This window comes from Azospirillum sp. Sh1 (genome assembly GCF_008365135.1).
Lineage (GTDB): Bacteria > Pseudomonadota > Alphaproteobacteria > Azospirillales > Azospirillaceae > Azospirillum > Azospirillum oryzae.
In genome coordinates this window covers 15,343-33,915 of the sequence record NZ_VTTK01000055.1, presented here as the reverse complement: position 1 = coordinate 33,915, position 18,573 = coordinate 15,343, and the positions used below count along the sequence as shown (strand labels likewise).

The following is an 18,573-nucleotide window of genomic DNA, read 5'->3' as shown; positions in this document are numbered from 1 at the left end:
CGTGCCGATGGTGATGACGTCCGTGCCGCCCTGGCCGGTGATCGTCTCCAGAGCCGAGACCAGCAGGGTGTTGCCGGCAGTGCCCAGAGTGATGGCGTCGGTGCCCGCACCGCCCGTCAGCGTCTCCAGACCCGAAGCCAGCATCGTGGTGCCGGTGTCGCCGATGGTGACGACGTCGGTGCCGCCCTGGCCCGTCAGCGTCTCGATGCCGCGGACGAGGATGGTGTTGCCCGTCGTGCCCAGCGTGACGACTTCGGTGCCCGCACCGCCGACCAGCAGTTCCAGACCCGAGACCAGCAGGGTGTTGCCGGCCGCGCCGAGGAGGACCCAATCGGTGCCCGTGCCGCCGGCGATCGTCTCCAGCGCCGAAGCGGTGAGCGTGCTGCCCGCCGTGCCCAGCGTGATGACGTCGGTGCCCGTGCCGCCGGTGACCGTCTCGAGAGCCGAGACCAGCATGGTGGCGCCGGTCGTGCCCAGCGTGACGACGTCGGTGGCAGCGCCGCCGGTGACCGTCTCGAGAGCCGCGACGCGCAGGGTGTTACCCGCCGAGCCCAGCGTGATGACGTCGGTGCCGCCCTGGCCAGACAGGGTTTCCAGAGCCGAGACGAACAGGGTGCCGCCGGCGGTGCCGATCGTGATGACGTCGGTGGCAGCGCCGCCGATGACCGTCTCGAACAGCGAAACCGACGCGGTGTTGCCCGTGTCGCCCAGCGTCAGGACGTCGGTGCCGCCCTGGCCGATCAGCGTCTCGATGCCGCGGAGCAGCAGCGTGTTGCCGGCCGAACCGAAGGTGACGACGTCGGTGCCCGTGCCGCCGATCAGGATGTCGATGCCCGACACCGAGAGCGTGTTGCCGGCCGTGCCGAGGAACACCAGTTCGGAGCCCGTGCCGCCCGTCAGCGTCTCCAGACCCGAAACCAGCAGCGTGCCGCCGGCCGAACCGATGGTGACGACGTCGGTGCCGCCCTGGCCCGTCAGGGTCTCCAGAGCCGAGACCAGCAGGGTGTTGCCGACGGTGCCCAGCGAGATCGCGTCGGTGGCAGCGCCGCCGATCAGGGTCTCGAGGCCCGAAGCCAGCATGGTGGTGCCGGTGTCGCCGATGGTGACGACGTCGGTGCCGCCCTGGCCGGTCAGCGTCTCGAGGCCGCGCACGGTGACGGTGTTGCCCGCCGTGCCCAGCGTGATCGCATCGGTGCCAGCACCGCCGATCAGGAACTCAAGAGCGGAAGCCAGCAGGGTGTTGCCGGCCGAACCCAGGAAGACCAGGTCCGAACCCGTGCCGCCCGTCAGCGTCTCCAGACCCGAAGCCAGCAGCGTGCCGCCGACCGAGCCCAGGGTGACGACGTCGGTGCCCGTGCCGCCCGTCAGGGTTTCGAGCAGCGACACCAGGATGGTGTTGCCGACCGTGCCCAGGGAGACGACGTCGGTGCCGACCTGACCGGTCAGCGTCTCGAGACCGGTCACCAGGATGGTGTTGCCGAGGACCGAGCCGATGGTGACGACGTCATTGCCGGCGCCGCCGGTCAGCGTCTCGACCGCCGAAACGAACATCGTGTTGCCGGAAGCGCCCAGCGCGATGACGTCGGTGCCCGTGCCGCCGATGACCGTCTCGAACAGCGAGACCGACGCGGTGTTGCCCGTGTCGCCCAGCGTCAGAACGTCGGTGCCGGTGGCGCCGATCAGCGTCTCGATGCCGCGGAGCAGCAGCGTGTTGCCGGCCGTGCCGAAGGTGACGACGTCGGTGCCCGTGCCGCCGATCAGGATGTCGATGCCCGACACCGCGACCGTCGAACCGGCCGTGCCGAGGAACACCAGTTCGGAGCCCGTGCCGCCGGTGATCGTCTCCAGAGCATTGGCGAGCAGGGTCGTGCCGGCCGAGCCGATGGTGACGACGTCGGTGCCGCCCTGGCCCGTCAGGGTCTCAAGACCCGAAACCAGCAGGGTGTTGCCCGAGGTGCCCAGAGTGATCACGTCGGTGGCAGCGCCGCCGATCAGGGTCTCAAGGGCGGCGACCTGCATGGTGGTGCCGGTGTCGCCGATGGTGACGACGTCGGTGCCGCCCTGGCCCGTCAGCGTCTCCAGGCCGCGCACGGTGACGGTGTTGCCCGCCGTGCCCAGCGTGACGATGTCGGTGCCCGTGCCGCCGATCACGAACTCCAGACCCGACACCAGAGCCGTGCTGCCGGCCGTGCCGAGGAAGACCAGATCGGAACCCGTGCCGCCGGCGATCGTCTCGAGCAGGTTGGCGAGCAGGGTGTTGCCAGCCGAACCCAGCGTGACGACGTCGGTGCCGGCACCGCTGCCGGTCAGCGTCTCGAGAGCCGAGACGAACAGGGTGTTGCCCGAGGTGCCGATGTTGACGACATCGGTGCCGGCGCCGCCGGCGATCGTCTCGAGGGCGGTGGCAACCAGGGTGTTGCCGGCCGAACCCAGCGTGACGACGTCGGTGCCGCCCTGGCCCGTCAGGGTCTCAAGACCCGAAACCAGCAGGGTGTTGCCCGAAGTGCCGATGGTGACGACGTCGGTGGCGGCGCCGCCGGTCAGCGTCTCGAGAGCCGAGACCAGCAGGGTGTTGCCGGTGTCGCCCAGCGTGATGGCATCGGTGCCGGCAGCGCCCGTCAGGGTCTCCAGGCCACGCAGCAGGACCGTGTTGCCGACGGTGCCCAGCGTGACGACGTCGGTGCCGGTGCCGCCGATCAGGACGTCGATGGCCGAAACGGTCAGCGTGTTGCCGGCCGTGCCGAGGTACACCAGTTCGGAGCCAGCGGCGCCGGTGATGGTCTCGACCGCGCTGGCGAGGATCGTCGCGCCGGCAGCGGCCAGCGTGATGACGTCGGTGCCGCCCTGACCCGTCAGCGTCTCGACCGCCGAGACCAGCAGGGTGCTGCCGGTGGTGGCGATGGTGACGACGTCGCTGGCGGTGCCGCCGGTCAGCGTCTCGATGCCGCCGACGGTCAGCGTGTTGGTGGTGTCGCCCAGCGTGATGACGTCGGTGCCGCCCTGGCCCGTGATCGTCTCGACCGCGCGAACCAGCATGGTGGCGCCGACGGTGCCCAGCGTGACGACGTCGGTGCCGGCGCCGCCGATCAGCGTCTCGACCAACGAAACGGTGGTCGTGTTGCCGGCCGTGCCGAGGAACACCAGATCCGAACCGGCAGCGCCGGTCAGCGTCTCGAGCAGCGAGGCCGTGACGGTGTTGCCGCCGGAGGCCAGCGTGATGACGTCGGTGCCGCCCTGGCCCGTCAGCGTCTCGACCGCCGAAACCAGCAGGGTGCTGCCGGTGGTGGCGATGGTGACGACGTCGCTGGCGGTGCCGCCGGTCAGCGTCTCGATGCCGCCGACGGTCAGCGTGTTGACGGTGTTGCCCAGCGTGATGACGTCGGTACCGCCCTGGCCGGTGATCGTCTCGACCGCGCGAACCAGGATGGTGCTGCCGGTGGTGCCGATGGTGACGACGTCGGTGCCATCGCCGCCGACCAGGGTCTCGATCGCCGAAACGGTGGTCGTGTTGCCGGCCGTGCCGAGGAACACCAGGTCGGAAGCGGTGCCGCCGGTGATCGCCTCGAGCAGCGAGGCGGTGACGGTGTTGCCGCTGGAGCCCAGCGTGATGACGTCGGTGCCGCCCTGGCCCGTCAGCGTCTCGACGGCGTTGACCAGCAGGGTGCTGCCGGTGGTGCCGATGGTGACGATGTCGGTGCCGGCGCCGGCGGTCAGCGTCTCGATCCCGGCCACCAGGACGGTGTTGCCGGCCGAGCCGATGGTGAGGACGTCGGTGCCGGCGCCGCCGGTCAGCGTCTCGACCGCGGTGATCAGCAGGGTGGTGCCGGTCGTGCCGAACGAAACCACGTCGGACAGCGTGCTGCCAGTCAGCGTCTCGATCAGCGAGACCTGCAGGGTGGCGCCCGTGGTGGCCAGCGTGATGACGTCGGTGTTATTGCTGCCGGTCAGCGTCTCGAGCGCCGTGACCAGCATGGTGGCGCCGACACCGGCGATCGTGATGACGTCGGTGCCGCCCTGGCCCGTGATCGTCTCAAGCGCCGCAACCAGCATGGTGTTGCCGGCGGTGCCCAGCGTGACGATGTCGCTGCCGGCGCCGCCAGCCAGCGACTCCAGCCCGGAGACGAGGACGGTGTTGCCGGACGTGCCGAGATAGACGACGTCGGTGCCGTTCTGACCGGTGATCGTCTCGAACGCGACGACCTGCAGGGTGTTGCCCGCGGTGCCCAGCGTGACGATGTCGGTGCCCGCGGCGCCGGTCAGCGTCTCGAGGGCCGACACCAGGATGGTGTTGCCGCCGGAGGCCAGCGTGACGATGTCGGTGCCCGCATCGCCGGTCAGCGTCTCGATGGCCGAGACCAGCAGGGTGTTGCCGGCAGTGCCCAGCGTGACGATGTCGGTGCCCGCGGCGCCGGTCAGCGTCTCGACCGCCGAAACCAGCAGGGTGTTGCCCGCGGTGCCCAGCGTGACGACGTCGGTGCCCGCGTCGCCGGTCAGCGTCTCGATGGTCGAGATCAGCAGCGTGTTGCCGGCAGTGCCCAGCGTGACGACATCCGTGCCCGCGCCGCCGGTGATCGTCTCAAGCAAAGACACCAGCATCGTGGAGCCGGACGTGCCGACCGAGATCACATCCGTCGAGCTGCTGCCCACCAGGGTTTCCAGCAGCGAAACCTGCAGGGTGGAACCGGCCGTCAGCGTGATGAGTTCGGTGCCCGCAGTACCAATCAGAGTTTCCAGCGCCGAGATCGACACCGTGTTACCGGAGGTCCCGAGCGTGATGACGTCAGTACTGGAGCTGCCGATGATTGTAGAGAACTGTCCTAGTGTTAGGGTTGAACCCGTCGTTACGTTAAAGGTTCCAGCCATACTAATCCCCTTCAGGTTTGGTTCGCCGGCGGATGAACCATCTTTAAGGCGCGCGTCACGCTCGGCTGATGGCAGGCAGAGTCAGTCCTAGCGCGAGCTAACACACCGTGCCCTTGTTATCCGAAGGAATGGACCCAAAGCAACGCGTTTCTACCGAAGTGGGTAGGGCGAAACGCCTGACCGGACGGGCAGTCCCATAAGGGCCATATCCCACTCCTACGCCCCCTCCGACAAGTGCCTGGAAAATCTGTCGAAATACCCGGTATGGCCAATTCGCAACAGGCCTGTTTGAAGTTGGGGGTACCCACAGTCCAGCAGTTCGCCGCCGCCGCCGCCGCGGTGCAGGGCTCATTCCCACTCGACTCGCGTCTCCGACGGCGAGCAATTACACAGCTTTCCCGCTCACCGTCACTTCACCCGCCACGGCCTGGCTTAAGCCTTTGCAGTCATCATCGTTACAATTTCATAATATGCACAGTATTGCCGACGCCGCCCCGGCGTGGATGCCTAGCGTGGATGCCTGTGCGACCAGGATCACGCTTGGAGAATTCGGGAACACCCGCTATTCCGTTCCGGCGGCCGGATCGGCAGTCTGCAGAACCGATGCCGCAGGACCGACAGGGACGATCGATCAAGCATGGCGACCATTCAGGAGGCTCTCGCCGCGGCGGTGCGGCACCACCAAAGCGGCCAGATCGCCGTTGCGGCCCGCATCTACCGCCGCATCATCGAGATCGCACCCGACCAGACCGACGCCCTGCATCTGATGGGGCTGGCCGTCCGGCGCGCCGGCCAGGGCGGTGCCGCGCTGCGCCTGCTGGCCCGCGCGCTGCGCCTCGATCCCGCCATGGCGGAGCCGCGCCTCAATCTCGGCAACATGCTGCGCGACTTCGGGTCCGGGCAGGGAGCGGCGGCGGCCTACCGCAGCGCCCTCGCCCTGCGGCCGGGCCTGACCGCCGCCTATGAGAGCCTGGGCGCGCTGTACCGCGGACAGGGCCGCTCCGCCGAGGCTGAACGGGCCTATCGCCGCGCGATCCGCGTCGACCCGATGGCGACGGAAGGCCACAACGGATTGGCCAACGTCCTGCAGGAACGCGATGCGCTGGACGATGCCGTCGCGGCTTATCGCCGCGGACTGGCCATCGACCCTGCCCATGCCGCCGCCTGCAACAACATGGGCATCGCGCTCCGCGGGCTGGGCCGGGCGGACGAGGCGATGGCTTGTCACCGCCACGCCGTGGCGCTGGATCCGTATTTCGCCGCCGGCCACACCAGCCTCGGCCTTGCCCTGCAGGAGCAGGGGCGTCTGGAGGAGGCGGCGCGCGCCCATGCCCGTGCGGCCGCCGTCGATCCGGGCTTCGCCGGCGGCTATGCCAACCATGGCAACGCCCGGCTGAACCAGAACCGGGTGGACGAGGCGGTCACCGGCTTCCGCCGCGCCGTGACGATCGACCCGGCCGGCCCGGACGCCCGCCGCAACCTCGGCATGGCCCTGCTCGTCGCCGGCCGCTTCGAAGAGGGCTGGCGCGAGTATGAGTGGCGGCTGCGCTGCAAGGACGCCCCCACCCACGCCGCCATGCCCAAGCCGCGCTGGAACGGCGAGCCGCTGGAGGGCCGCCGCATCCTGCTGCATGGCGAACAGGGGCTGGGCGATGCCCTGCAGTTCTGCCGCTACGTCCCCCTGGTGGCGGCGCGCGGCGGCCGGGTGCTCCTGGGCCTGCCAGCCCCGCTGCAGCGGGTGATGGCCGGGCTGCCGGGCGTGGAACGCTTCGTCAGCGGCCAGCTTCCCACCGACGCCTTCGACCTGCATCTGCCGATGCTGAGCCTGGGCGAGGTGTTCGGGACCCAGATGGACACCATCCCGCACCGCGTCCCCTACCTGTCGGCGGAGCCCGATCTGACGGCCCGCTGGGGCGAGCGGCTGAAGGGGCTGGCAAAGGACGGGGGCGGCCTGAAGGTCGGCATCGTCTGGGCCGGATCGCCGACCCACGGCAACGACCGCAACCGCTCCATCGGGCTGGCCCCCTTCGCGCGTCTGGCCGCCATCCCGGGCGTCAGCCTCGTCTCCATCCAGAAGGGGCCGACCGAGGGGCAGGCGGCCAATCCGCCCGGCGGCTTCCCCCTGCTGAACCTGTCGCCCGACATCAAGGACTTCGCCGACACCGCCGCCATCATGGCCGGCCTCGACCTCGTCGTCTGCGTCGACACCTCCGTCGCCCATCTCGCCGGTGCCCTCGGCGTCCCGGTCTGGGTGCTGGTTCCCTTCGCCCCCGACTGGCGCTGGATGCTCGACCGCGACGACAGCCCCTGGTATCCGACCATGCGGCTGTTCCGGCAGGACCGACCCGGCTCCTGGGACGGCGCCATGGACCGGATGGAGCACGCGCTCCGCGAGCGAGCCACACACGTCAACCACACCCGAACAGGACCTTCCGACATGCCGATCCTGGCGCCCGTTTCCTGGGGCGAACTGCTGGACAAGATCACCATCCTCGACATCAAGGCCGAGCGCATCGCCGACGCCGACAAGCTGGCCAACGTCCGGCGCGAGCGCGAGGCGCTGGTCGCCGTGGCGGCGCAGGCCGACACCGCGCGGCCGGAGGTGGCGGCGCTGATCGACGATCTGCGCGCGGTCAACACCACCCTGTGGGAGGTCGAGGACGAAATCCGCGACTGCGAGCGCGCGAAGGATTTCGGCCCGCGCTTCGTCGAGCTGGCCCGGCAGGTCTATCACACCAACGACCGCCGCGCGGCGCTGAAGCGCGACCTGAACCAGATGCTCGGCTCCGAGCTGGTCGAGGAAAAGTCCTACCAGGCCTATTGAGGTCCGGCAGCCCTCCTCCCCCTCCAACCCAAGGGTTCCGCTCCATGACCACCGACACCGCCACCGGGACCACCGGCCTTCCGCCCGGCCAGAGCACCCCGGAGCAGCAGGCCCTGGAACGTCAGGTCCTGGAGCTGTGTCGGGCCGGCCGGCCGGAGGAGGCGGAGGGTCCCTACCGCGACCTGTGCGGCAACCCGCCGCGGGATGCCGCCGGGCTGCTGTCGCTGGCCGAGGCCGCCCGCATCCTGGGCCGGCCGGCCGACGCCGTCGCCTGGGCGGAAGCGGCGGTCCGGTCGCAGCCGGAGCGGGCGGAGGGCTGGAGCGTTCTGGCCCTGGCATTCATCGCCGCCGGCCGCACCGACGACGGCTATGCGGCGGCGGCCGAAGCGCTGCGGCGGACGGAGAGCGGGGCGGCAGCCATCCAGGCCCACCGCGCGCAGGCGCTCGCCCGCCTGCGGCTGGGTCAGCTGGCCGAGGCGGCGGCGGCCTGCGACGCGGCCCTGCGCCTTGCCGACGGCGCCGCGCAGCCGGCACAATCGCTGCGTCATGCACAGGCCGAGACGCTGGGCACCCTGGCGCTGGTCCGCATGCTGGAGGGACGGGCCGAGGAGGCGGAGGCGCTGTACCGCCGGGCGCTGTCCCACCGCCCGGTCCTGCCGGAAATCCTGGGCAACCATGCCTCGCTGCTGGCCCGGCTGGGCCGCGACGAGGAAGCGCTGGAGCAGGCCGAGCAGGCGGTGGCGCTGCGTCCGCGTCTGGCGGGAACCCTGCACCTGATCGGCACCCTGCACCACCGCGCCGGCCAACAGGAATCGGCGATCGCCGTCTTCCACCGGGTGCTGGCGGTCGATCCGGGCCATCTCGACGCCCGGCTGCGGCTGGCCGACAGCCTGCGCGTCGCCGGCCATTGGGAGGAGGCGGCCACCGTCTGCCGCGACGGGCTGGCCCGCATCGCCAACCCGGATGACCCCAACCGGACGCCGCTGCTGGCCAATCTGGGCGCCGCCCTGCAGAGCAGCGGCGACACCGCCGGGGCGCTGGACGCCTACCGCGAGGCGCTGCGCCTGTCCCCCGACCTGCCGGAGGTCCACAACAACCTCGCCCGCCTGCACCAGGAAACCGGCAATCCGGACGCCGCCATCGAGGAGCTGCGCCGCGCCACCGCCGGCCGGCCGGCCAACCAGCCGCTTCCCCTGCCGCTGCGCCGCGCCCTGCTGTCGCTGCTGGTCGCCGCCGGCCGCACCGCCGAGGCGGAGGCGGAAGCCTTCGGCATCGCCCGCACCGCACCGGAGGACGCGGAGCTGTGCTTCGGCATCGCAGCATTGTTCCTGCAAGGCGGCTGGCGCGACCAGGCCCTGCCCTATGTGCGCAAGGCGATCCGCCTCGCCCCCGACGTGCCGCGCAACTGGATCGCCTTCGCCGAGGCGTTGCGCGACGCCGCCCTGCCGGAACCCGCCAATGGCGTTGACGAGGGGCTGCGCGCCGACCTGCTGGCCGCGCTCGGCCGGCCGGAGGTGGAGGGCGCCGGGCTGGCGCGCGCCATCGCCGGCGTGCTGATGGCCGCGCCCGTCATCAGGACCCTCGCCGCCCTGCCGGAGAATGACGGCCCCGCCCTGGACGACGCCAGCCGGACCCTGCTGGCCGACGGTTCGCTCGCCGGGCTGGCGGAGGATGCGCTGCTGCTGGCCCATCTGCGCGCCGCGCCGGTCTGCGACCCCGCGCTGGAGCGGGCGCTGACACGGCTGCGACGGGTGCTGCTGCTGGCGCTGACCGGCCCCGGCCTGCCCGACCGGCCGTCCTGGCGCGCCCTGTGCGCCGCCATCGCCGAACAGTGCTTCCTCAACGAGTATGTCTTCGCCGAGACCGACGGCGAGTTCCAGGTCCTGGCGGTGCTGCTCCGCGCGGCGGAGGCGGCGCTGGACCGCAAAGAGCAGCCGCCGGCGGTGCTGGTCGCGCTGCTCGGCGCCTATCGTCCGCTCTACCGCTGGGAACGGGCGGCCGGCCTGCAGGCCCTGTCCTGGCCCGAGGAGATCGCCCGGCTGCTGAACCGGCAGGTCGCCGAACCGCTGGCCGAGGCCGCCATCCAGGCGGAGCTGCCGGCGCTGACCCAGATCAGCCACCCGGTGTCGGTCGGCGTGCGCGCCCAGTACGAGGAGAACCCCTATCCGCGCTGGATGACCACCGGCCTGCTGCCGGAGCCGGTGCCGCTGCCCCGCTTCCTGCACGCGCTCTTCCCCCATGCCGCCCTGCCCGCCTCCCCCGCCTGGCCCCCCAATTGGGAAGCGCCGGGCTGGGAAGCGCCGGAGGTTCTGGTCGCCGGCTGCGGCACCGGGCGCGAGGCGGTGTGGGCCGCCACCACCCTGAAGAACGCCAAGGTGCTGGCGGTCGACCTCAGCCGCCGCAGCCTCGCCTACGCCACGCGGCAGAGCCGGCGGCTGGGCCTGAAGAGCATCGAGTTCGCCCAGGCCGACCTGCTGGAACTGGGGACGCTGGGCCGCCGCTTCGACGTGATCCACAGCGTCGGCGTGCTGCACCACATGGAGGATCCGGTGGCGGGCCTGCGCGTGCTGCGCGGGCTGATGCGCCCGCATGGCGTGATGGAGGTGGGCTTCTACAGCGCCGCCGCCCGCCGGCCGATCCTGGCCGCCCGCCACTTCATCGCCGAGCGCGGCCACCCGCCGACCCTGGACGGCATCCGCCGCGTCCGCCGTGACATCCAGGATCTGCCGGACGGCCATCCGGCCCGCGCCGTCGTCCATTCCCCGGACTTCTACGGCACCAGCGCCTGCCGCGACCTGCTGATGCATGTCCACGAGCTGCACGTCACGCTGCCCTGGCTGGCCGGCGCGCTCGAGACGCTGGGCCTGGAGTTCCTGGGCTTCCGGCTGGCCGATCCCGCCGTGGCGGCGCTCTACCGCAAGCGCTTTCCCGAAGATCCGGCGATGACCTCGCTCGCCCGCTGGGACCGGCTGGAGGCGGAGCATCCGATGATCTTCGGCGGGCTGTACCAGGCCTGGGTGCGGGCGCGGGCCTGAGGAGAAAGGTCCGGGAATGGCGGGTGGGGTCCGGTTGACCCTGCCGGTTTCGGGGTGATATCGCTTCGCCGCCCGGAGAAGACGCGGCGAAGATGGACGCGGCAGAGAAAGACGTCATGGAACAGCGTGCAAAAGACAGGGTCTCGGTCTGCATCCCGACCCGCAACCGCCCGAACCTGCTGCGCGAGCTGCTGGACACGGTCTTCGCCCAGACCTACGGCAATTACGAAGTCATCATCACCGACAATTCGGACAATGACGAGACGCGCGACCTCGTCGCCGCCCGTTATGCCGATCCGCGCGTCCGCTACCACAAGAACGAGACCAACCTGGGGATGGACGGCAACGCGCGCCGCGCCTTCAGCTTCATCACCGGCGAGTTCTTCACCTTCACCGCCGACGACGATTTCTGGGATGCCGACAACCTGCGCCGCAAGGTCGATCTGCTGCGCCGGGTGCCGGAGGTCAACGCCTGCTTCTCCAACGCCCACCACATCCTGATGGACGGGCGCCCGCACCCGCAGCCCTTCCACACGACGCTGCGGCCGGGGATGGAGGCGGTGATCGACGGCTATTACCTGAACCCGGTGTCGCTGCATTTTCCGCCGTCGCCGCCGCTGTTCGTCAACACCCTGACCGGCCTCTACCGCACCGCCCAGTTCCTGGCGCCGATGGTGGAATCCTGGGAATGCGGGTCGGAGGAATACGCCCACTGGTATCTCGGCCTGTCGGGCCAGCGGCTGGGCTATCTGTTCGACCCGCTCATCACCATCCGCGACGGCGAGCACAACTGGGAAATCCAGACCGGCAACGGCGCGGTGACCAACTACCGCAAGTCGCCGGAGACCCGTGCCGCCCAGCTGAACCGCATCTACACCACCTTGCGCGCCAAGCGCGGGGCGGAGCTGACCAGGATCGACCGGCAGGTCGAACTGGCGGTCTTCACCTTCCTGGTCGAGCAGATCGGACAGGCGGCGGTCCAGTATATCGGCAGCTTCCCGCTGATCACGGTGGCCGACTTCAACGCCTACATCCAGGAGCGCAACCGGCGTCAGGCGGCGCAGTCATGAGCAGCCCCGCCCCGCTCGTCAGCATCCTGATCCCGGCCTACAACCGGGAGCGCGAGATCGAGGAGACGATCCGCTCGGCGCTCGCCCAGACGGTGCGCGACATCGAGGTGGTGGTGGTGGACAACGCCAGCACCGACGGCACCTGGGCGATCTGCCAGCGGCTGGCGACGGAGGACGGGCGGCTGCGCCTGTTCCGCAACGACGCCAACATCGGCCCCGTCAACAACTGGCGCCGCTGCGTCGCCGAGGCGCGGGCGCCCGTTTCCAAGATCCTGTTCTCCGACGACCGGCTGGAGCCGGCCTATCTGGAGCGCACCCTGCCCCGCCTGCAGGGGCGGGTCGCCTTCGTTTTCACCCCGGCGAAGCTGGTGGACGAGGCGGGGGCGTCGCACGGCGTCATCCACCAGTATTTCGTCGACACCTTCCCGTCCGACACCTTCGTCTTCGAATATCTGTCGAACTTCGGCGGCCTGCCGGTGTCGCCCTGCGCCGCTCTGTTCCGCACCGCCGACCTGCGCGACGGCATCGTCAGCGACCTCGGCCCCGGCCCGGCGGGCAGTTCGGCCGCCGATTTCGAGGCGCACGGCGCCGGCCCCGACTGTCTGATCTATCTGATCGCCGCCAGCCGCTATCCCTATGTCGCCTATGTCGGCGAGCCGTTGGTCACCTTCCGGCGCGGCGGCATCACCTCCGACCTGATCGCCAGCGGGCGCTTCTTCACCTGCTACCACCACGCGCTGATGTGGTTCATGAAGTCGCCGATGTCCCCGTCAGCCGCCCGGCTGGCCGCCGCCGCCCTGTGGCGGCAGGAGGTGCGCGTCGCCCGCCGGGTCATCCCCTACGAGGACCATCTGCGGGCCTACGGGGTGGAGCCCTGAGGGGTCCGCCCCGGCAGTTGCCCCGTCAGCAGGCGGGGGAGACACCGTAGCGGGACAGGACGTCGGCGATCCCCTCCTCGATGCCGATGCCCAGCTCGACCCCCATCGCCGACAGCGCCCGGGTGTCGGCGGCCGAGTTCATGATCTCGTCGTCGCGGTAGGGGATGGCGCCGAAGCGCAGGTCGGTCGGGCTGCCCGACAGCCGCTTCACCGTCTCGGCGAAGGCGCGGATCTCCACGCTGCGCCCGGTGCCGACATTGACATCGGCATAGCCGCTCTCCTTTTCCACCGCCCGGCGGACGATGGCGACATAGGCGCGGACCACGTCGTCGACATGCACGAAGTCGCGCTTCTGGTGGCCGTGGGTCAGCGGATGGGAGTCGACGCGCTGCAGGGCCACCTTGCGGATCAGGTCCTCGCAGAATTTGGTGGGGCTGTCGTGGGCGCCGTAGACATGCTCCAGGCAGGCGTTGACCAGCATGATGCGGTCGGAGAACTTCTTCAGCCAGGGCAGCAGGTTCTGCTTGGACAGGGAATAGTTCGGCAGGGCCGAATAGGACTTCTTCTCCTTGCAGAAATAGGAGTCCGTGTTGACGAAGGCGCGGACCTTGTGCTGGACGCACAGCTCGATCAGTTCGACCGGGAAGATCAGGTTCGCTTCCAGGATGCTCGCCAGCGTCTCGCCGCCGCGGCCGTAGGAGGTGGCGACATGCACCGCCGCCTCGACCGGCGCCCCGGCGAAGGCGCCGGCGATGCCGTCGCGGTCGATGTCGACGAAGGACAGGCCGGGGTCGCCGAGCAGCGGCCGGACGCGCGTCAGGTCGGACGTGCTCCTCTTCAGGGCGACGACCTCATGCCCGTCGGCGAGCAGCCCCTTCAGAAGATGGCTGCCGACGAAGCCGGTGCCTCCGGTCACAAGAACGGCCATGGATCTTCACTTCCCCGACTGGCGGCGCCCGGCGGCCGGGCGGCGCTCATATGCTGGTCGATTTCGCCGGCTGACCGGTTCCGGCCCTTATACGGAAGGACGCCCGGTATTTCAGCAGGTCGCGTGCAAAGCGCAGGGTCTCGCCGATGCCGGCGCCATATTCCAGCTTCTTCCGCACCAGCCGGAAGAAGCGCGGGCGGTAGCGCATCGTCATGTGGGGCGGGTGGGTGCCGTCGATGAAGCGCTCCAGGAAGCGGAAATTCTCGCGCGCCACCGCCCGCACGACGCCGGGCGAGAAGTTCATCGTCGGCGAGCCGTAGAGCCGGTGCATGCCCGAGACGAAGACCTCGATGAAATTGTGGGAGAACACGCTGTGCGGCATGTTCATCACCATCGGCTGGTCCGTCAGGTACAGCGTCGGCTGCCGGTCATTGACCAGCGACAGGTTGACCAGACCGATGTGGGCGACGGAGGTGCCGGACAGGTCGGCCGCGTCATAGTCGCGGAAACTCTTGCGGAAGACCGAACGCGACAGCCAGAAGGAATGCGACACCACGGCGGCCCTCAGCTGCTCGTCCCCGGCGTCGAGGGACAGCGGCCGGCCCAGCGGCAGGCGGACCATGGTTCCGGCCGGGGTGGTCAGGGTCCCGTCGACCGCCACCCCGCCCATCTCCCTTGGCTCGTTCAGGAAGATCAGGGTCGGGCTGTGGGCGTCGATCACCGCGCACAGCCGGGCGACCGTTCCCGGCAGGACATAGTCGTCGTCGGACAGGATCCAGATATGACCGGAGACGCAGCGGTCGAAGCAGGCCATGACGTTCCCGTCATAGCCGAGATTGCGGGCGTTGCGGTGGTACTCGAACAGGACCGCCCCGGCACGGTTCCAGCGTTCGAAGATCCGGATGGAGCGTTCGACCCGCTCGTCGGAGCAATTGTCCGAGACCAGGATGCGGATGTCGCACCGTCCGCTCTCCAGTACCTGCGCCATCAGGTTCTCGACCTGGAAGACCAGCTCGTCGGGACGGTTGTAGGTGGGGATGCAGATGGTCAGAACCGGCGGGAAGGTTTCCGGCGGATGGGCTGTTGACGGGGCCGGCCGCTCGGTCCGGCCCGCCGGGCGCCAGGAGCCGCGCCGCCAGTCGGCCAGCCGGCGCAGGTGCGAGGCCTCGGGATGGCCGGGAACGGCCGCCAGGATGGCGTCGTAGAACGCGACGGCCCCCGTCAGGTCGGCCGACTGGTGCCGTTCGACCGCCTCGCGCAGGGTCCGGCGGATGGCGGAGGCGAGGGTCGAGGCGATCTGCCCATGGCCCGGCTCCAGGACCGCCAGGGCGGCGAAGGTCAGCAGCGCCTCCACCGGCTTCCCGCCGTTCAGCAGCCCGGCGCCATGATCGTAGGCCGCGACGATGATCCGGTTGTAGGCGTCGAGCAGGGGCGGCCGGCGGCGCTGGTCGGCGGGCACCGCCGCGATCCGATGCAGCCCGCGCGGCACGAAGCCGCGGTCGATGTCGTCGCCGCCGAACAGGAAAGCCAGGACGGGATTGCCGGGATCGAGCGCCAGAACGGCACCGGCCAGCGATGCGGCCTCGGCCAAAGCCTTGCCCGGCGGCAAGCTGGCCAGGACGGCCGACGCCTTCTGCACCGCGACCCGGCGGTTGGACTCTATCGCTTCGTGGCGCAGGCCGATCGCCTCCAGCCGGCGGAAGCAGGACAGCGCCGGCTCGATCCGGTCGAGCTGGATTTCGCAGATCGACAGAAGATGGAAGGCGTTGGCACTGGCTGGGTCCATGCACAGCGCAAGCCGGTAGGCGGCCGCGGCTGCGGCGATGTCGCCGCCGCGGTAGCGTTCCATCCCTTGGGAAACGAAGTCGTCGGCGCTCGTCATCGGCATGGCAGGGGTGGGGGCCGGGCGGTTCAGCCGGCCTGTCCGGCGCGGCCGGCCCACGCGGCGCGACCGGCAATGTCCTGCTGGATGCGCTCCCAGATGCCGGTGAAGATGCGGTCCCAGGAATGCTGGTCCAGCACCTGCCGGACGACGCCGGCACTGCGCCGCTCATACTCCTCCTGCGGCATCGCCAGGGCGCGGGCGATGATGGCGCGGTTGGCCTCGGCGTCCTGGGTCAGCTCGATGGCGTAGGGGGAGCGGAAGCCGCTTTCCGGGGTGACCATCGGCACCAGACCGCGGGCGCAGTTCTCCAGGATGGCGGTGGCCTGGGCATCGCGGGAACTGGCGTGGATGTAGAAGGCGCAGTTGTCCTTGATGAAGCGGTCCTGCTGGGCCGAGGTGTTGTCCACCCAGCCGAGCGAGACGAACTCGTGCCCGTTCAGGCGGACGCGCTGGTAGGGATGGGCGCGCAGCGCGCTGCTGCCGGCATGCAGCACGGCGCCGGTGCCGGCGACGCTGTTCAGCAGCAGGTCGAAGCCCTTGTGCGGGGCGAGGTCGCTCATGTGCAGCAGGCCGCGCATGCTGGCTTGCGAATAGCCGCGCGGCGGGGCGAAGCGGTGGCCTTCGCAGCCCATGTCGATGCGGACGATGCGGTCCTTGACCCGGCCCAGCATGTCGTCGGCCGGCAGGGCCTGGATGCGCTCGTACCAGTGATCGCCGCAGATGCCGAAGATCAGCCGCGCCCCCTGGAGCTGGCTGTCCATGAAGGGGCTCCAGTTCCTGTGCTCTTCCACCGGTTCGGGCAGCAGCGGCAGCATCAGGTAGGTGTTGGGGTGGGCCGGCTGGCCGGGCTCCAGCGCATTGTCGCGCACCCAGTCATCGGCAAGCCCGCCGACGGAATCGAAGCTGGTGTGGCCCAGCAGGATGTCCGCCGGGTTCCGCGTGACGCGCGAGGCGTTGAAGCTGTCGAGATGCACGTCGGTGAAGCGGCCGAGCACGCGGCGCGCATGCTTGCAGATCTCCGCGTTGTTCGCCTCGTACTTGTCGTAGCTATCGCGGCGGAAGATGTAGGGCGTCCAGAAGAAATGCAGCATGCTCAGCCCCTGTCGATCTATTGCTGGACGATCCAGGCCAGCATGTCGGAAACGCCGCGGCGCGCGTCGACCTTCGGCTCCCAGCCCAGCAGGCGGCGGGCCTTGGCGATGTCGGCGACGAAGATGCGCTGGTCGCTGATGCGCGGCGGCAGCCGCTCGAACCGCATCTCCACCCCGTGCAGCTCCTCCAGCAGGCGGAACAGCTCCAGCAGGGACAGGCTGTTGGCCATGCCGCCGCCGATGTTGAACACCTGTCCCGCCACCGCGTCGGCCCGCTCCACCGCGCTGAAATAGAGGGTCTTCATGTCCTCGGCATGCAGCACGTCGCGCACCTGCTTGCCGGTGCCGCTGATGGTGAAGGGGGCCTTCAGTTTCCCAAGCCCGGCCTCGACCGCCAGACCGCAGAACCAGCCGACCCAGCCCTGGTCGGCGGTGGCGTATTGCCGGCCGCCATACATCGAGGAATGGCGGAACACCACGGTGCGCAGCCCGAACACCCGGTGATGGTCGAGCATCATCTGGTCGGCCGCACCCTTCGAGGTGCCGTAGGGCGAATGGAAGTCGAGCGGGGCGGTCTCGTCGAAGCCGTCGGGGAAGGCCGGGGCGACGTAGCGGGTCTCCGTCTCCTCGTAGGGCGTCCATTCCAGGTCGCCGTAGACCTTGTTGGTCGAGCTGTAGAGCACCAGGGCTTCGGGGGCCGAGCGGCGCACCGCGTCCAGCAGGTTGAAGCTGCCCAGCGCGTTGACCTCGAAATCCAGCCGCGGGTCGGCCAGCGAGGTGGTCATCGCCACCTGCCCCGCCAGATGGAAGACCACGTCCGGCCGCAGTTCCGCCACCGCGCGCTGCACGTCGTTGGGATTGCGGATGTCGCCGTGGCGGAACTCGAACTCGCCCTGGCCGCGCAGCCACTCGAGGTTCAGCGTGCTGCCCCGGCGGGAAAGGTTGTCGAAGACGCAGAGGTCCTCGCCACGCTCCAGAACGGCGGCGGCGAGGTTGCTGCCGAGGAAGCCGCAGCCTCCGGTGATCAGGTAGCGCACGGGGAGTCTCCCAAATTCTCAGGGGAATTTTCGGGTGGGTCGAGGAAGGCCAGGGTCTGCCGCATCCCCTCGTCCAGCGGGGTCGACGCCCGCCAGCCGAGCAGTGCGGCGGCTTTGCCGGCGTCGGCGACGATGCTCATCACCTCGTCCGGGCGGTAGGGCAAGGCGCCCCACACCAGGGCGTCGCCGCCATGACCGACGGCACGGGCCGCAGCATCGCCCAGGGCGCGGATGGTGATCGGCGCGCCGGAGCCGAGATTGACGATCTCGCCGGCCGGGAAGTCCGGCAGCTCCGCCAGCCGCAGGCAGGCCCCGGCAACGTCGCCGACATAGACATAGTCGCGCAGCTGGCCGCCGGCGGTCAGCTCGGTCCGCCGGCCGTCGCGGCAGGCGCGCAGGATCATCGGCACGAATTTCGTGTCGTTCTCCAGCGGGCCGTACATGCCGAAGGGCCGCACCACGGCGAGCGCCAGCCCGTGCGACGCGGCGGTGCCGAGCGCGGCGAGCGTCGCCGCCGCCTTGGTGATGCCGTAGAGGCTGCGCGGCGCCGGCGGCGCGTCCTCGGCGATCGGGCGGTCGGAGGGGCCGTATTCGTAGCAGGTGCCGACATGGACGAAGCGCTTCACCCCGCCCTGGGCCGCCGCACGCACGAGGTGCAGTGTGCCCTCCAGGTTGGTGCGGGCCGAGGCCGCCACGTCCTGGAACCGGTAATCGACGCCGTAGGCGGCGCAATGGACGATCAGGTCGGGACGCGCGCCGGCCACCGCCGCCGCGATCTCCTCCCCCGATGCCGTCAGGTCGAGCCGCACCGGTTCCGCCGCCACGCCGAGGCGGGCGAGACGCCAGCTGTCGCTGCCCTCCCGGCCGGCGGCCAGCACCGTCCAGCCGCCGCGGGCGAAGCGGTCGGCCACATGGGCGCCGAGGAAGCCGGCGGAGCCGGTGATGAGGACCCGCATCGCCCG

10 protein-coding genes are annotated in these 18,573 nt (G+C 70.2%); 4 read left to right on the top strand and 6 right to left on the bottom strand.

Annotation, left to right across the window (positions count from 1 at the left end):
- The coding region (locus FZ029_RS30785; protein ID WP_149273784.1) for a calcium-binding protein at positions 1 to 4,749 on the bottom strand (4,749 nt) is incomplete at its 3' end.
- A gap of 751 nt (positions 4,750 to 5,500) precedes the next feature.
- On the opposite strand from FZ029_RS30785, the gene FZ029_RS30780 reads away from it, so the two are divergent.
- The 4 genes from FZ029_RS30780 to FZ029_RS30765 all read left to right on the top strand — a co-directional run bounded on the left by FZ029_RS30780 (position 5,501) and on the right by FZ029_RS30765 (position 12,670).
- A complete protein-coding gene (locus FZ029_RS30780) occupies positions 5,501 to 7,687 on the top strand; it encodes a tetratricopeptide repeat protein (protein WP_247892579.1) in 2,187 nt (728 codons plus the stop codon).
- A gap of 44 nt (positions 7,688 to 7,731) precedes the next feature.
- Positions 7,732 to 10,722 carry a class I SAM-dependent methyltransferase gene (locus tag FZ029_RS30775; RefSeq protein ID WP_149273782.1) on the top strand — a complete coding sequence of 997 codons (2,991 nt, stop codon included), beginning with the start codon at positions 7,732 to 7,734 and terminating at the stop codon, positions 10,720 to 10,722.
- A gap of 116 nt (positions 10,723 to 10,838) precedes the next feature.
- A complete protein-coding gene (locus FZ029_RS30770; protein ID WP_188052129.1) occupies positions 10,839 to 11,792 on the top strand; it encodes a glycosyltransferase family 2 protein in 954 nt (317 codons plus the stop codon).
- Complete coding sequence (locus tag FZ029_RS30765; RefSeq protein WP_188052128.1) at positions 11,789 to 12,670, top strand: glycosyltransferase family 2 protein; 882 nt, start codon at positions 11,789 to 11,791, stop codon at positions 12,668 to 12,670. The genes FZ029_RS30770 and FZ029_RS30765 overlap by 4 nt, the downstream gene beginning before the upstream one ends.
- Positions 12,671 to 12,695: 25 nt before the next feature.
- On the opposite strand, the gene FZ029_RS30760 is transcribed toward FZ029_RS30765, so the two are convergent.
- From FZ029_RS30760 to FZ029_RS30740, 5 genes are read right to left on the bottom strand one after another with little or no spacing between them, the layout of a single operon-like run.
- Complete coding sequence (locus FZ029_RS30760; RefSeq protein WP_149273777.1) at positions 12,696 to 13,598, bottom strand: NAD(P)-dependent oxidoreductase; 903 nt, start codon at positions 13,596 to 13,598, stop codon at positions 12,696 to 12,698.
- Positions 13,599 to 13,644: 46 nt separating this feature from the next.
- Positions 13,645 to 15,486, bottom strand: coding sequence for a glycosyltransferase (locus FZ029_RS30755; RefSeq protein ID WP_149273775.1), 1,842 nt, complete (start codon positions 15,484 to 15,486; stop codon positions 13,645 to 13,647).
- Positions 15,487 to 15,509: 23 nt separating this feature from the next.
- Entirely contained in the window at positions 15,510 to 16,574 is a 1,065-nt protein-coding gene (locus tag FZ029_RS30750) for a glycosyltransferase family 4 protein (protein WP_149273773.1), read from the bottom strand.
- A gap of 17 nt (positions 16,575 to 16,591) precedes the next feature.
- On the bottom strand, positions 16,592 to 17,611 hold the full coding sequence (locus FZ029_RS30745; protein ID WP_149273772.1) for a GDP-mannose 4,6-dehydratase: 1,020 nt from the start codon (positions 17,609 to 17,611) through the stop codon (positions 16,592 to 16,594).
- Positions 17,599 to 18,567 carry an NAD(P)-dependent oxidoreductase gene (locus FZ029_RS30740; RefSeq protein WP_149273770.1) on the bottom strand — a complete coding sequence of 323 codons (969 nt, stop codon included), beginning with the start codon at positions 18,565 to 18,567 and terminating at the stop codon, positions 17,599 to 17,601. The genes FZ029_RS30745 and FZ029_RS30740 overlap by 13 nt, the downstream gene beginning before the upstream one ends.
- Positions 18,568 to 18,573 lie beyond the last annotated feature (6 nt).

What these genes read in the sequence shown, in the direction of transcription:
- FZ029_RS30780 (WP_247892579.1), top strand. Translation starts at nt 5,501, where the DNA reads ATGGCGACCATTCAGGAGGCTCTCGCCGCGGCGGTGCGGCACCACCAA.
- FZ029_RS30775 (WP_149273782.1), top strand. Translation starts at nt 7,732, where the DNA reads ATGACCACCGACACCGCCACCGGGACCACCGGCCTTCCGCCCGGCCAG.
- FZ029_RS30770 (WP_188052129.1), top strand. Translation starts at nt 10,839, where the DNA reads ATGGAACAGCGTGCAAAAGACAGGGTCTCGGTCTGCATCCCGACCCGC.
- FZ029_RS30765 (WP_188052128.1), top strand. Translation starts at nt 11,789, where the DNA reads ATGAGCAGCCCCGCCCCGCTCGTCAGCATCCTGATCCCGGCCTACAAC.
- FZ029_RS30760 (WP_149273777.1), bottom strand. Translation starts at nt 13,598, where the DNA reads ATGGCCGTTCTTGTGACCGGAGGCACCGGCTTCGTCGGCAGCCATCTT.
- FZ029_RS30755 (WP_149273775.1), bottom strand. Translation starts at nt 15,486, where the DNA reads ATGCCGATGACGAGCGCCGACGACTTCGTTTCCCAAGGGATGGAACGC.
- FZ029_RS30750 (WP_149273773.1), bottom strand. Translation starts at nt 16,574, where the DNA reads ATGCTGCATTTCTTCTGGACGCCCTACATCTTCCGCCGCGATAGCTAC.
- FZ029_RS30740 (WP_149273770.1), bottom strand. Translation starts at nt 18,567, where the DNA reads ATGCGGGTCCTCATCACCGGCTCCGCCGGCTTCCTCGGCGCCCATGTG.